At 69.0% G+C, this 13,310-nt stretch carries 13 protein-coding genes and 2 pseudogenes; 6 read left to right on the forward strand and 9 right to left on the reverse strand.

Going from position 1 to position 13,310, the window contains the following annotated elements:
• Nucleotides 1-795: 795 nt before the first annotated feature.
• A complete protein-coding gene (locus ACWCQS_RS45665; protein WP_451009960.1) occupies nucleotides 796-1,032 on the reverse strand; it encodes an NUDIX domain-containing protein in 237 nt (78 codons plus the stop codon).
• Between the two features lie 423 nt (nucleotides 1,033-1,455).
• Here ACWCQS_RS45665 and ACWCQS_RS45670 point away from each other — a divergent pair, with 423 nt between their 5' ends.
• Entirely contained in the window at nucleotides 1,456-2,373 is a 918-nt protein-coding gene (locus tag ACWCQS_RS45670; RefSeq protein ID WP_451009961.1) for an alpha/beta fold hydrolase, read from the forward strand.
• A 603-nt stretch (nucleotides 2,374-2,976) separates the two neighbouring features.
• On the opposite strand, the gene ACWCQS_RS45675 is transcribed toward ACWCQS_RS45670, so the two are convergent.
• Nucleotides 2,977-3,600: a TetR/AcrR family transcriptional regulator gene (locus tag ACWCQS_RS45675; RefSeq protein ID WP_451009949.1), complete on the reverse strand. Its 624-nt coding sequence runs from the start codon at nucleotides 3,598-3,600 to the stop codon at nucleotides 2,977-2,979.
• A 232-nt stretch (nucleotides 3,601-3,832) separates the two neighbouring features.
• Between ACWCQS_RS45675 and ACWCQS_RS45680 the strand changes: the two genes are divergently transcribed.
• The 3 genes from ACWCQS_RS45680 (at nucleotide 3,833) to ACWCQS_RS45690 (ending at nucleotide 7,391) form a co-directional block, all read left to right on the forward strand.
• Nucleotides 3,833-6,037, forward strand: a complete 2,205-nt coding sequence (locus ACWCQS_RS45680) for an MMPL family transporter (protein WP_451009950.1) — start codon at nucleotides 3,833-3,835, stop codon at nucleotides 6,035-6,037.
• Nucleotides 6,038-6,069: 32 nt separating this feature from the next.
• Nucleotides 6,070-6,792: an LmeA family phospholipid-binding protein gene (locus ACWCQS_RS45685; RefSeq protein ID WP_451009951.1), complete on the forward strand. Its 723-nt coding sequence runs from the start codon at nucleotides 6,070-6,072 to the stop codon at nucleotides 6,790-6,792.
• 167 nt (nucleotides 6,793-6,959) lie between these two features.
• Nucleotides 6,960-7,391: a hypothetical protein gene (locus tag ACWCQS_RS45690; RefSeq protein ID WP_451009952.1), complete on the forward strand. Its 432-nt coding sequence runs from the start codon at nucleotides 6,960-6,962 to the stop codon at nucleotides 7,389-7,391.
• A gap of 45 nt (nucleotides 7,392-7,436) precedes the next feature.
• Here the strand turns inward: ACWCQS_RS45690 and ACWCQS_RS45695 are convergent.
• Nucleotides 7,437-8,277: pseudogene (locus ACWCQS_RS45695) on the reverse strand (IS5 family transposase); the annotation flags it as partial.
• 77 nt (nucleotides 8,278-8,354) lie between these two features.
• On the opposite strand from ACWCQS_RS45695, the gene ACWCQS_RS45700 reads away from it, so the two are divergent.
• A complete protein-coding gene (locus ACWCQS_RS45700; protein WP_451009953.1) occupies nucleotides 8,355-8,606 on the forward strand; it encodes a hypothetical protein in 252 nt (83 codons plus the stop codon).
• A gap of 33 nt (nucleotides 8,607-8,639) precedes the next feature.
• Here the strand turns inward: ACWCQS_RS45700 and ACWCQS_RS45705 are convergent, their stop codons facing one another.
• From ACWCQS_RS45705 to ACWCQS_RS45730, 6 genes and pseudogenes are all read right to left on the reverse strand, one after another.
• A complete protein-coding gene (locus ACWCQS_RS45705) occupies nucleotides 8,640-8,840 on the reverse strand; it encodes a hypothetical protein (RefSeq protein ID WP_451009954.1) in 201 nt (66 codons plus the stop codon).
• A gap of 259 nt (nucleotides 8,841-9,099) precedes the next feature.
• The gene (locus ACWCQS_RS45710) at nucleotides 9,100-9,465 is read right to left on the reverse strand and encodes a hypothetical protein (protein WP_451009955.1); all 366 of its coding nucleotides are present in this window, start codon (nucleotides 9,463-9,465) and stop codon (nucleotides 9,100-9,102) included.
• A 420-nt stretch (nucleotides 9,466-9,885) separates the two neighbouring features.
• The gene (locus ACWCQS_RS45715; protein ID WP_451009956.1) at nucleotides 9,886-10,206 is read right to left on the reverse strand and encodes a hypothetical protein; all 321 of its coding nucleotides are present in this window, start codon (nucleotides 10,204-10,206) and stop codon (nucleotides 9,886-9,888) included.
• A gap of 135 nt (nucleotides 10,207-10,341) precedes the next feature.
• A pseudogene (locus tag ACWCQS_RS45720) lies at nucleotides 10,342-10,545 on the reverse strand (GNAT family N-acetyltransferase); the annotation flags it as partial.
• Between the two features lie 173 nt (nucleotides 10,546-10,718).
• Nucleotides 10,719-11,135, reverse strand: coding sequence for a hypothetical protein (locus ACWCQS_RS45725; RefSeq protein WP_451009957.1), 417 nt, complete (start codon nucleotides 11,133-11,135; stop codon nucleotides 10,719-10,721).
• 822 nt (nucleotides 11,136-11,957) lie between these two features.
• A complete protein-coding gene (locus tag ACWCQS_RS45730) occupies nucleotides 11,958-12,158 on the reverse strand; it encodes a hypothetical protein (RefSeq protein WP_451009958.1) in 201 nt (66 codons plus the stop codon).
• Nucleotides 12,159-12,730: 572 nt separating this feature from the next.
• On the opposite strand from ACWCQS_RS45730, the gene ACWCQS_RS45735 reads away from it, so the two are divergent.
• Nucleotides 12,731-13,186: a hypothetical protein gene (locus ACWCQS_RS45735; protein ID WP_451009959.1), complete on the forward strand. Its 456-nt coding sequence runs from the start codon at nucleotides 12,731-12,733 to the stop codon at nucleotides 13,184-13,186.
• The last annotated feature ends 124 nt before the right edge of the window (nucleotides 13,187-13,310 follow it).

A 13,310-nucleotide genomic window follows, 5' to 3' on the forward strand; every position in this document is an offset into this window, starting at 1 on the left:
CGCAGCCCGATCGCCTACGAAACCGCCTCCCGAACAGCACCAACTACGCTGACACCAGCCGCATAGCCCGTGTCCAAGATTCGGGGTCAAGGCCCTTCCTATCTACGTTGCGCGGTAGGCGGGCCCAACGGGCCCGATGAGTGCGGCGGCATCGCGAACCGCGCCACGGCGACGCTGTTCCACTCCACAGCGGGCGGTAACACGTCCGTGGTCGGCGGCGGCATCATCAACCACGGCACTATGCAGCTGACTCAGTCGCAGGTGAACAACAGCATCACGGAATTCAACGGCTCGCCCGCGGGGACCGCCGGCGGCATCCCAAACGGCGGCCCACTGACCCTGACCGACTCGGCGGTGGACCACACTACGTCCGGCGACGGTGGCGGAATTCTCAACACCAGCACCGTCACGCTGACCCGCTCGCGAGTGTTCGCCGACACACCGAACAACTGCGCCCCGCCCGGGTCCGCGCCCGGCTGCAGCGGCTCACCACCCACAGGCGATCGCCAAGACGTCGTTGGGCCGCCCGGTGTGGTCGCCCCCGACGGGGGCGGGGACGACCACGGCTCCAGCGGACGACCTTGCTCCCGATCCCGATTCGCCGTCGGGGAGCGGGCTGGAGTCCTGCCCGCGTCCGGTACGTCGGCGTGTGCCGGGCGCGGGGGTATCAGCGACGCGTCGGCGCCGTCTGCTGGGGAGCACGCTGGCAGAGCCGCGCATGCACGACGACGGAGCCGCCGGCAGCGCTCGCACCGTGGTTCTGGATCTCCTCGGTCTCTTCGCCTGGGCGATGCATCAGCCAGTGTCGGGGTGGACGCGCTCTCCGAGTTTCTCGACGACCCCAACGGTCAGCCCGGCTTCTTCCAGGGCTTCCCGCACGGCCGTCTGCTCCGCCGCTTCGCCAGGCTCGACACTCCCGCCGGGCAGTGCCCATACGGCGCAGCCCGCTTTCCCACGTGTCCCGAAACAGCCACCCCCGCATCTCCCAGCCGGCCGCTTCCCGAAGCGTCCGGGCGGTTCGTCAACCTGGATGGAGGTGTTGGGGAGCCTGGAAGATGCCGACGCGGAGCATGGCGCAGAGCGCGTCGGCTTGTCTGCCCGGGAACTGCTGGTTTCGCCGCCGACAGGATGCTCTGCCGTCTACGGGGGACTTCCAGGCTTCTGAAAGCGCTGCGGCTTTGGGTGTCAGCGCCGTGGCGTACCTCACGTCGAGGGGGGCGCGGCCGCCTTCGGGCTATGCGAAGTCCCAGGTCGCACCGGCGTTTGGGGGATCCTTCGTGCCGCCCTCACCGGCGCGGTCTGTGACGTAGCCCACTCCAGAAAATCGACTTGTCGATTTAGATTCCCCCAGCACGTGAGCGTTACGAGCACGTTAACCGCCGAGGGGCCGTCTGCCGGCCCTGGAGAGGAGCTGCTGTGGCAAGCTTTCCTCCGCAGCGTCGCGAGTCCGCGCGGTTGCGTGCGATTCACAAGCCCTTCGCACGCCGGTACCAGGTGATCCACGGTCACCGCTGGGCCTTCCGCATGGCGGGCAAGGGTCCGGTCCTGCTGCTGATCCACGGCATCGGGGACTCGTCGGACACCTGGGCCGAACTGCTCCCCGAGCTGGCCCGGCACCACACGGTCATCGCCCCCGACCTACTGGGCCACGGTTGCTCCGACAAGCCGCGCGGCGACTACTCGGTGCCCGCGTACGCCAACGGCATGCGGGACCTGCTGGGAGTGCTGGACGTCGATCGGGCGACGCTGGTCGGACACTCCCTCGGCGGCGGTGTGGCCATGCAGTTCGCGTACCAGTTCCCGGACCGGACCGAGCGGCTGGCACTGGTGAGCACGGGGGGCGTGGGACGCGGTGTCACTCCGGCGCTGCGCCTGGCCTCGCTGCCCGGGGCCCAGCTGGCTCTGGCCGCGTTGCGGCTTCCGACGGTACGGACGCAGGCCGCCATCGCGATTCGGCTGCTGCAGCTGTCTGGCACAGGGCTCGGCGTGGACGCGCCGGATCTCTTGCGTGTGGTGGATGCCCTCCCCGATACGGCCTCCCGCGAGGCGTTCATCCGCACGCTGCGCGCTGTGGTCGACTGGCGCGGTCAAGTAGTGACCATGCTCGACCGCTGCCACCTCGTCGCAGGTGTGCCGACCCTGCTGGTGTGGGGCTCGCGCGACCAGGTCCTGCCCGCCCTGCACGCCAAGGTGGCACATGCCGCCATGCCCGGCAGCCGTCTGGAGATCTTCGAGGGCGCGGGGCACTTCCCGTTCCACACAGATCCGCAACGCTTCCTTTCCGTTCTGGAGGACTTCGTCGCCACGACGGAGCCGGCGGCCAGCGACCGCACGGAGCAATGGCGAGAGCGGCTGCGCTCGCAGGGGCGCTGACACGGACAAGACGCCGGCATCCGATAGCGCTCCGCGAACTGCGCGACAGGGCGCATGGCCGACTTCCGTCATGGCGGCCTGTTCCGCAGACTCGAGCTGAGCGAAGCTCAACACGCCGCGAACGACTCCCTCGACGACGAGCTCAACGCACAGCCGGCCACACAGACTGCCAGTCACAGCTACGACTTCGGCGATGTGGAGGCTGCCTTCGCTTGGCACGGGACCTGTCGCGCCGGCCTGAGTGGAGAGACTGCGGCTTGCGTTCCGCCGCGACCGCCGCCCTCATGCCGTCCCGCATCTGTGCGCGCCTGTTTCGGATCCCTTGACCGGGGCATCCTCGGAGCAACCCGGTGAACACCCGGTCGGTGAAGGCGGGTGCGCGGTTCGGAGTGATGCAGGTACTCGTGCTCGGCGTGGGCAGGCTGACGTGGCGCGAGCGTCATCACGGCCACCTGCTCTAGGCGGCCCAAGTGGGGCGCCGGCTTCCCGCTGGAGGCCATTGCCACGATCGGCCTTCCGGATGCCTACGAGGCCCCGGGTTTTGACGGGCCGACGTACTGCCGGGCCGTGCCGGCGCCGTTCCCGCCGGCTCCCTGCCCGCTGTCAGGGCTGTTCGGGGTGGCCGATCTTGCGCAGTATCCCGAAGGCTCGCAGCAGGGGTGCTGGGCCCGTGTCCATGAGGCCGGAGGCCCGGCGCGCCCTGCGGGTGCGCAGTACGGCGCGCACCGCGGACAGGGCGGCGCAGGCGATCACCGCGGCCGTGAGGTCGGCGTCCGGCGTGTCTGGCGGAAGTCTGCGCTGGACCAGGACGGTGAGCCGTTCCTCGAAGTCGGAGAAGGCCTGGACGAGTCGGGCTGTGACGACGTTCTCGATGCCTTGGACCGGGTGGCTGAGGGCGGTCAGGGTGGAGGCGGCGAAAGGCTCGGCCGCCTCCAGCAGGGCGTTGCAGACCGCGTCCAGGGGGTCCTCGTCCGCGGGACGCCGGGCCAGGGCGTTCTCGACGTAAGCGAAGATCTCGACGCCGTCGGGGAGCAGCAGCGCCTCTTTGCTCTCGAAGTAGCGGAAGAAGGTGCGCGCGGAGACGTTCGCGTATGCGGCGATGTCCGCGACCGTTGTGGCCTCGAAGCCGCGTTCTTTGAACAGGTGCGCGGCCCCCTCCAGCAGGCGGCGCCGCGTCTCTTCCTTCTTGCGTTCGCGCAGTCCGGCGGGGGTGGGCTCACTGGGCATGGTCCGAAGCCTCCCGCCAAGGTGTCGCGACTGTCAATTGACACACATGCCACCCACGGTCGGCACCTCGCGGCTGACGCATGCCGCACCAGCGGTGCGGCCCCTGGTGCGCACGCACTCCCTGGGCGCCGTCAGAGTGTCGCCCAGTAAATGACACCACTGACAATTGTCATTCATGACACTTCTTCTCTAGAGTTCGTGTCACTCATGACGCTTTCTTCTGGAGGTCACGGTGGCCCGATCTCTGCAGCACCCGCCCGCGCCGAGCGGGGCGCACACCGCCGCCCGGCCAGCGACCGACTTCGCCGCGGCCCGCCGCGGACTCGGCCGCCTCGGCGGCTTCTGCGCCCGGCACCCGGCAGCGGTGATCGCCGTCTGGCTGCTGGTCCTCGTCGCTGCCCTGGCCGGACGGCACCTCGCCGCGCCCACCTTCAGCGACCAAGTCAGCCTGCCCGGCACCGCCTCACACACCGGCGCCGATCTCCTTGCCACCTCGATGCCGGAGGCGGGCAGGCCGGGCGGCAAGGTCGTGTTCCACACCAGCTCCGGCGCCATCGCCGACCAGCACTCCGCGCTCGAGCGGACCCTGGCCGACCTCCGGGGTCTGCCGCACGTCACTGCTGTCTCCGCGCCCGTCACCAGCGCCGACGGACGCACCGCATACACCGCCGTCTCCTTCGACGAGCAGCTGAAGAACCTCGGCCACGACTACACCGGGCGACTGGACAAGGCGACCGGCCCCGCCCGGGCGGCGGGGCTCGCCGTCGCCTACGGAGGGGATCTGGATCAGGTGGTCCGTGCACCGGCCGACGACAAGCTGAGCGAGGGCGTAGGCGTCGTCACCGCCCTCGTCATCCTGCTGCTGGTCTTCGGCAGTGTCCTCGCCGCGCTGCTGCCGCTGATCACCGCGCTGATCGGCGTCGGGGTCGGCCTCGGCATCGTGGGCATCGTCGCCGCCATGCTCTCCTTCGCGACCTCGGCCACCACCCTGGCCGGCATGATCGGCCTCGGTGTCGGCATCGACTACGCCCTGTTCCTGACGACGCGCTTCCGCCAGGACCTCATCGACGGGCGCGACCCCGCCGACGCCGCGGCCCGCACCGCGCGCACCAGCGGACGCGCCGTCCTCGTCGCCGCTGTGACCGTGGCCGTCGCCATGCTGAGCCTCTATGCCTGCGGGCTGACCTTCATCGGCAAGATCGGCCTCGCGGCTACCCTCGCCGTCATCGTCACCGGCGCTGCCGCCCTCACCCTCGTACCGGCGGCCCTGGGGCTGGTGGGCAGGCGCATCGACCGGTTCGGGCTGCGCCGCCCGGTCGCGGAGGGCACGGGGGCCGGCGACGGCCGCCACCGCTACGCGGACCTCGTCGCCCGGCGCCCCTGGACATTCCTCGTCGTCGGCGTCGCCGTCCTCGGCGTGTGCTCCCTGCCGCTGCTGTCGATGCGCCTGGGCCACGTCGACGCCGGTGCCGACCGACCCGGCAGCAGCACCCGCACCGCCTACGACTGGATTGCCCACGCCGACGGGCAGGGCTTCGGAGCAGGAGCGAACGGCCCGATCGTCACCGTCGTCGACGAGAGCGGCGCGAAGTTGCCCGTCGACCGGATCACGGGCGACGTGACCACGGCCCTGAGAACCACCCACGGCGTGGCCGCCTTCACCCCTCTCAAGGCGAGCGCCGACGGCAGGATCCTCGTCACCACGCTCACCCCGACCACCGGCCCGCAGGACGCCGCCACCGGCGACCTGCTCGATGCCCTCTCCGGGCGGACACTGCCGAAGGCCCTGCACGGCACGGGCGCCAAGGCCTACCTCACCGGCACCGTGGCCGGCCAGGCCGACTTCCGGGACACGGTCGGCGAACGGCTGCCCATCGTCATCGGCATCGTCCTGGTCCTCGCCTTCCTGCTGCTGATGACGGTCTTCCGCAGCCTGGTGATCCCGCTCAAGGCCGTAGTACTCAACCTGTGCACCACGGCCGCGTCCTACGGCGTGCTCGTCGCGGTCTTCCAGTGGGGCTGGGGCGACTCGCTGCTGGGGCTTTCGGAGCCGGTGCCCATCGAGTCGTACGTGCCAATGATGATGTTCGCGATCGTCTTCGGACTGTCCATGGACTACGAGATCTTCCTGCTGTCCCGGATCGCCGAGGCCTGGCACCGCACCGGCGACAACCGGCTCGCCGTGGGGGAGGGGCTGTCCGCGACGGCGCGCGTGATCTCCGCTGCCGCCTTCATCATGACCGCGGTGTTCCTGTCCTTCACCACCTCGCCGACCGTGGTCGTGAAGATGCTCGCCCTTGGGCTGGCGATCAGCGTGATCGTCGACGCCACCGTGGTGCGCCTGATCCTGGTGCCGTCCGCCATGTTCCTCATCGGCCGGGCGAACTGGTGGATACCCCGCCGGCTCGACCGGGTCCTCCCGCGCCTGCACGCCTGACCGCCCGCCGACCGATCCGGAGCAGTGACCACGTGAGACCGAACCCCCGCCCAAAGACCCGCCTCATCTGGGCCGCCACCGCCGCGACCCTGGCCCTGCTCACCAGCGCGACCGACCTCTGGGTCGAGCACCGCACCGAGGAGCGGGTCGTCGCCCAGGCGCAGCGCCGGCTGAAGCCGGACGGCCCGGTGCACGCCGACCTCACCACCCCCCTCGCAGGCCTGCGCACTTTGGGCGGGGAGGTCGGCGACGTCGAGGTGCGGGCGAAAGGCGTACACGCTCAGCACGCCGTGCTGGATGTCACCGTCCGCCTGAAAGACGTCACGACGAACGGCGACAGCGCCGGCGGCACCGCAACCGCCACCGTGGGATACGACCAGGTGACCCGCCGCCTGGGCGCGCTGGGCAACGGCCTGACCGCCGACGGCCAGGACGGCCATCTGATCCTCGCAGGGAGCGTCGGCCGTCTGGGCCTGCCAGTCACCGTGCGGGCGACCCTGGCCACGACCGCGCACGCCTTCACCATCACACCCACCACGGTGGACGTCCTCGGCCGGAGTGTGGCCGTCGACGACCTCGCCGACCTGCCGGCCGCCTCCGGGCTCCGCGACGAACTGCGGCCCAGGACCGTGGCCGTCACCGGCTTGCCCCACGGCGTCGCGCTCACCTCGGCGCACGCCGCCGGCGACGGCCTCGTCCTCGGTTTCTCCATCGCCGCCGGACCGACACCGAGCACGGGCCGGAAAGCCGCCTGACCGTCCGAGCGGCGGCCGCCCGGGAGACGACCTCGGGGCGCCCGCCGCTGACGGTCAACGGCAACTCACACCGGCCTGCGACGGGAAAACGATCTGTCTGGTGGGTAGCGGCAGCGCCTTGCTCTAGGCCGCGTATCGGAAGTGATTCGTGCGCATAGGGTGTCGTCATGTCGCTGAGCCGCATAGCCCTCTTGTCCGGCCGTTCGATCGAGCTCACCGAGCTGCGAATGTCTTCGACCTACGGAGGGATGTTGGAGGGCTACCCGTGCAAGCTCATCAACGACATGAAGGTCAGCGGCCTCCAGCGGCAGGCTGAACGTGCGTTTCCCTCCACGCCGGTCTATCTGATTCCGCCCTCCCGTGAGTACCCGGACCGGACCGCCGGCGCCTTCGGCCCTGTCGAGGTGCTGCCTTCTGTGGCCTGCCTCGGTGCCTTCCGCTCGACAGCGATCGCTCCTGAGCTCGACCCGGTGCTGCACCGTTCCGCGCTCATCGTGGTCTGGTTCCAGACGGGCTTGGATGTCCCGTCGGGCGAGGACGCCAACCTTGCGCTTCGCAGCATTCGCTGGGAGGAGCTGGCCCAGGACTACGAGCTCTAGCGACGGGTGCCGATCACAGCCCCTCGTTGATGGCCGCGATGAGGACGTCGCCTCGTAGCGGACCGCCAGTTTGTCGTGGCGCGTGGCAACCGCGCGATGCCTCTTGAGGCGGTTGATTCCGCACTCGACCGCGTGACGCTCGCGGCAGTCGGCCGAATCGAAGCGTGGCGGTCGGCCGCCGCGGGAGCCGAGCTTCTGGCGGTTCGGTGCCTGGTCGGCCTTGTTGGGGATGTTGCAGCGGATCCCACGGCGGCGCAGGTAGGCGCGGTTCTTGCGGGAGCGTGCGCCTTGTCCGCCCGCAGGCGATCGGGGCGGACACATGGCCGGCCCAGCCCGATGCGGGGCACGCGGACCTTTTCCAGCACGGGTTCGAACTGCGGCGAGTCTCCACGCTGGCCTGCCGTCACCACGATTGACATGGGTTTCTGGCCTTGCTCGACGGCCAGGTGCAGCTTGGTGGTGAACCCGCCGCGTGAACGTCCCAGCCCGTGACCACCAGGCTCGGCGAACACGCCGCCCGGTGGTTCTTTCTGCAGATCGCCCCGTGTTCGGGCCCCGGCCGCACGCTGATGGGCACGGCATACCGTGGAGTCGACGCTCAGGTCCCACGTGACCGCACCCTTCGCGTCGGCCAGGGACTGCAGGCGGGTGAGGACCCGGTGCCAGGTGCCATCCCGCTGCCACCGGCGGACCAGGTCGTAGATCCTGCCCCACGGCCGGTATCAACGGGTACGTCTCGCCACGGAACACCGGTCCGGACCCGGAACCGCATGCCGTTGATCAGCTGCCGCCGAGACCAGACGGGCGGCCGTCCCGCCTTCGTCCCCTTCGGCAACGACGGCTCCAGCGCCGCCCACTGCTTGTCCGTGAGATCGCCCCGCCCCATGAACCGTGATCATTCATCGCTCAAGATCCACTTTGCTTACACGGCTAGCATGGGTCCTGCTCTCGGACGCCGACATCGTGCTGCTGAACGAGCCCACCTCGCAGATGGACAGCATCAACGAGAAGCGATTCCGGCGGGTCGTCGATGACCTGGCGGCCACCCGAGCCGTCATGGTCGTGGCCCACGGACTGACCACCGTGCAGCATGCCGACCACGTGGTGATGCTGACCAACGGCACCCTCACCGACGCCGGCACTCACCAGACGCTGATGGACTGCTGCTCGCCGTACCGGGATCTGGTCAACAGTCAGCGGATGCAGGCCGTCTGACGCATCCGCAGATCGTACGAGCGGTCGGCCGACCTACCCCGGGCCCTTGGTTCCGGTCGCGGCGATACCGAGGCCCGCGTGCCGGGCCGCCGTACCCACGTTCCGGCTGCTGTGGGAGATCGAGGACACCCCGGGTCTGCTGACCGGCGAGGGCACCAGGGCGTCCGCGCGGCCGTCCGGCCGATCACCGCCCTGGGGGACGCCGGGGCCGCCGTCACCGCGCTGGCCTGCCACGACTGCGGCGAACTCTGTGTCCAGCGCCGCCGCACTCGGGGCAATTCACCGTCCTGGCTGCCTGGATCACCTCGGTCCTCGCCCGTCCGCCGCAGCCGGCGCCAGTGCTGCGAGCGGCAGGCCGACGAACAGAGCGCCGCCATCGCCTTCGCCGACGGCATCAGCGGACCACCGCACCCGCGACACAACTACGGCCTCGCATTGTCTCTCGATACCACAATCAGCCGCAGTCGGGGAACACCGTTCCTGCTCATCCTGGTCAGGCGAGGTCCGTAAGGTCTTCCGCGAACACGTGCGACAGAGGTTGCGGTCCCACGTACTGCTGGCAGTTGCACTGGCCAGCCTCGTAGCGCAGCGGCTTCTTGTTCTCATCCCAGGCCGTTGGCACTTCGACACGTTCGTGGCACTGGCCCTTCTTGTCGTGCTTGGCGAGATGGTGCGTGCATCCGCACACTGGCTCTGGCGGCTTGTGCGCCGCTTCGATGGCCAACCGTTCCTGCTTCGCCGCCTCCAGCAACTGCAATTTGCGCTCATGCCGATTGCGCAGTGCGGTGCGGACGTTGTCGGCTGCCCACGCGAAGCCACCCGTCCAGAAGATGATGAGAACCCACCAGAACCAGTCCACCAGATGCCCCTTCCCCCTGGTCTGCTGTGGGCCAGCATAGATGGCCCGTCCGAGGTGCTTGGTCTTGTCATGTAGCCTCAGACGCAGCTTCGGAACGCACCGCACAGTTGTACGGCCACCTGTCTTTCCTGGAGTTGGGCGGGGAGCCCAAGGACCTGCGCGCAACCTGTGGGTTGAGCCGGCCGAGCCGGTCAGGCCGGGCGGCGGGATCAGCAACAAGAACGAAGACCGGCAGGCACGCACCGAGTACGCCACAGCAATGGCGCGCCAGGCAGAGCAGGCTGGTGTCGAGTACACCGTCCACCTGACAGGCAACGACCTGGGCGCCTAGCCGGTTGTAGATCGTGGCCTTGCTCGGGTAACAGGTCCCGGGCCGAACTGATCCCCGCCTCGATTGGTTCGGTCCGAGGCGCTGCTGTCTCAGCTGGACTGGTCAGTGGAGTGGCTGATGGCGCTGTCCGTGCCGTAGAAGCGGCCCTGGTCGCACAGGGCGTCGATTTCGGCGTTGTCTTCCTCGCTCAGTTGTGCATCCAGCGCGACGCTGATGACGTGTCGGGCGCGGGCCAATCGCCGAGCGACATCCCAGTCGGCGATGAATTTGCCGACGGTGTACTCGTCGGCGGTTCCGGATGCCTGGCGGGATCCGAGTCGGTCGAGGGAAACGACGAACTCGTTCAGGTCCTGCAGTACCGCGACGACCTCGCTGAGGGGCATGCGGATCTCTCGGGAGGACATGTCCATCAGCCGATTCAACTCCATAGTTGGTGCTCGGGCCCAGATCCTGATCTTGCTCGGGGCTGGTTCCGGAACGGGCGCGGCCACCGGTGATCACCGGTGGCCGCAGCCTTCCCGCAGGTCTACCCACCAGATCACGGTCTACGGCTGGAGCACCAGGTCGAGCTGATACCAGGTGCCCGGCTCACCGCCGAGGTCGGTCGGGTCTGCTGGGCCAACCGGGGCGAACACGGCCTTGGTCAGCACCCTCTGGGGCGCGGCATTGTTAGGGGAGGTGGGCGCCCGCAGTGTGCGCAGCCCGTGTCGCGCCACCGCCAGTCGGCACAGCTCCCGGACGGGCGCGGTCTGTTCCTGGTGGGCCGGTTCGCCGAGTGCTGGGGCGGTCGCTGTCCGGGGTCAGGGCGGAATGGGCAGCGCGGATGCAGCCGGGGATCCGGGTGCGCTCGCCGGTGTTGCCCGCCGGGTCGTGTCGCCGCGCCAGCCCCCGGCCACGCGGCGGCACGAGAGACATGGGGGCCCTAGCCGGGCGGTGCCCAAACGTCGGGCCCGACTTCCCGCCACTCCACCCAGGCTCCGCTCGCCAGGTCCTCGGGCTCGACATCTTCGGATCCGGCCTGGCGTAGGTTCAGGGCCGCGTCGGGGTGGCCGTCGACGTCCACCGCGAACCGCTCCTCGGCCTGTACAGCCAGGTCGAAGGTGGCGACGGCGACTCCCACATGCCGGTGGCCCAGGTCGACGCCGACGATGGCGCCTGGAGGGTACTGGGGCAGCAGCCGGCGCCCGGGGCGGCCTCGTCCTTGTACGATCGCGGCGACGGCTTGGCGGCTCATGCCCAGTGCGGCCTCCAACTCCGGCCGGGACTGGAACTCGCCTGCTGAGTGGATGGTCAGGGCCACCGGCAGGACACCGTCCGGCCCAGGAGCCGACGCGGCCACGGCCTCCACCGCGCAGTGCGGCCCGTACGGGAAGCGAGCTCCGGCGGCTCGTACGGGGTCGATGTCAGTGCAGGAAGCATCCCGCTCAACAAGAAGCCACGGTACGCAGTCCGGCCCGGATCCCAGGCCACAGGCTGATGAGGAACCACGCGACAGGGGAGGCACCTCGTACAGCGGTGAGCCGCAGACGGGGAGTCCGTTCCCGCGTCGAACCAATACCCCGTCGTGACGTACAGTGATGCCGACCCCGGCGTACCCGGACCCGCCCGGCTGGTCGGATGCCGAACAGGAGGAGGTCGCCGCACTGCGGCAGGGGGAACGGGACCTCGCGGAACGGATCGTCGTCCACCCGTCCTGGGCCAGGATCGACGCCTCTGAACGAGCAGCCGCCCGCGGCGCGCTCAAGCATGTCCTGGAGAACGATGAGGACCGGCAGGCTGTCCGCCTTCAACGAAGGATGCGGAACACCCCCGCGTCGGCGGGGAGGACGGTGTCGGTGGCAACCTCGCGTAGGGTCCTGCCGGCAGCCGGTGTCGAAGTGCATGTAGTCGGGCACGTCGATGTCCTGCCACGCCCATCCCTGGGCCGTGAACGGCCGCCAGGACAGTTCGCCTTCGAGTATCTTCCCCTTGTCGTCGGTGCGCTGTCTGTGCTTCGCGGAAGGATTCCAGCAGGGTGCAGCGCAGGTCCTTCCAGAGCCGGCGCGTCGATGTCGGAGGCGCGTCCGTTGGCGTGCGGTCACTCCCGTGCCAGGGCGTCGATCTGTCGGGCCGACTGCAGTTGAATGCGGCCGTGTTGCCGTTGGCCAGGCTGGCGGTGTTGTCACCGCTCTACTCCTCCAGCGCGCGCCCGGCTGATGGGAACCCACTCGAAGAGCGTGGAGAAGATCCGTACGACCCTCTGGGCGGTGTCGGCATTGACGACGATGCCCCGGCGATGTGTCTCGCTGTCGAAGCCATGGTGGTTGATCTCCACGCGGCGCAGCTGGCCGGGCGCGGTCACCGTACTGGCCTCGCGCACCATTCCGGCGTCCTTCGGTGATCCATCATGCCCTGCCCTCGGCGAGGAGGCGCCCCACAGGCCGGCCGTCCCTGCGGCGGTCACCCGGCTGAAGCCGCCCACCACCTACTTCTCCCGCCGAGACTGCTGCGGTTGAGTGAGAAGGAGTACGGCTCCCCAAGGATGTCCATGATGGCGAGTTGATTTCTCTTAACTTCTTCTGAGATTCGGATGTGTCGCCCAACAGGTGGTCGCCTGCGTCCGCCACCCACGGAGGTCAACGGATGAATCTTCGTCCTTGGGTTGCAGCGCCGCTGGCGGGTGCGGCTATCGCCCTCGTGTCTGCGTCGGCCGGTGTCGCTGCGCAGGCGTCTGCACGGCACGCGTCCGGCTCCCTGTGGCTCCATAGAGGGGACGGGGATCATGGTCACCATAATCCCTGGCGTGACTGCTACAGCCAGCGCAGTGTCGTGCTCATCGACAATAACCTGAGGGCCATTCTGACTGATGGCCGGCGTGGGCCGGAGGCTGTCGTCCTCCAAGGGGCTTCGGGATCCTCCTCGTCGCCGACGGCACCGTGGGACAGTTTTACTGTCTTGACGTATATGGACGTGAATTATCCCACCCAGACCGACAACCAGTATGAATTTGAGATTCGCGACTTCTTCAGGGTGCACCCACTCTTCGTGGTGAAAGCATTCGACCGCCACGAGCGAGCCTTTCCCTTCCCCGCAGCCCACTGCATCGATGACGAGGACGGCGGTGACCGCGGGGACCGTGCTGGTCCACATGGCGGCACAACTGCTGACGGGAGTGGTTCGTCCGGCTCCTTGTTGCCCCAGAAAGGGGACCCCCGTCAAAACGGCCAGGGCGAGCAGGAGACGCGCGCTCCCGCGGGCACTATTCCCCCTGTTCCGCGTGACAGTGCGGCTGCAGGCTGGAGCGCCGGCCTGCTGAGTGGGAAGCACATCGTGATCGCGGCCGGCGGTTTGCTGATGGTTCTGGGAATGCTGGCTATGGCCTGGCTCCGCCGACGTCGTTCTGCCTCGTGACACTCGGCCGCAAGAGGAACCAACAGCACCTTAGAGGTCGTTTCCTTTGGCGTGATCGTTCGTTGAGCGGTGCATGACGGGTCTGATTGAGCGGTTGGTGCCGGATGAGTTGTGGACGCTGTTC

Source organism: Streptomyces sp. NPDC002076, assembly GCF_053593835.1.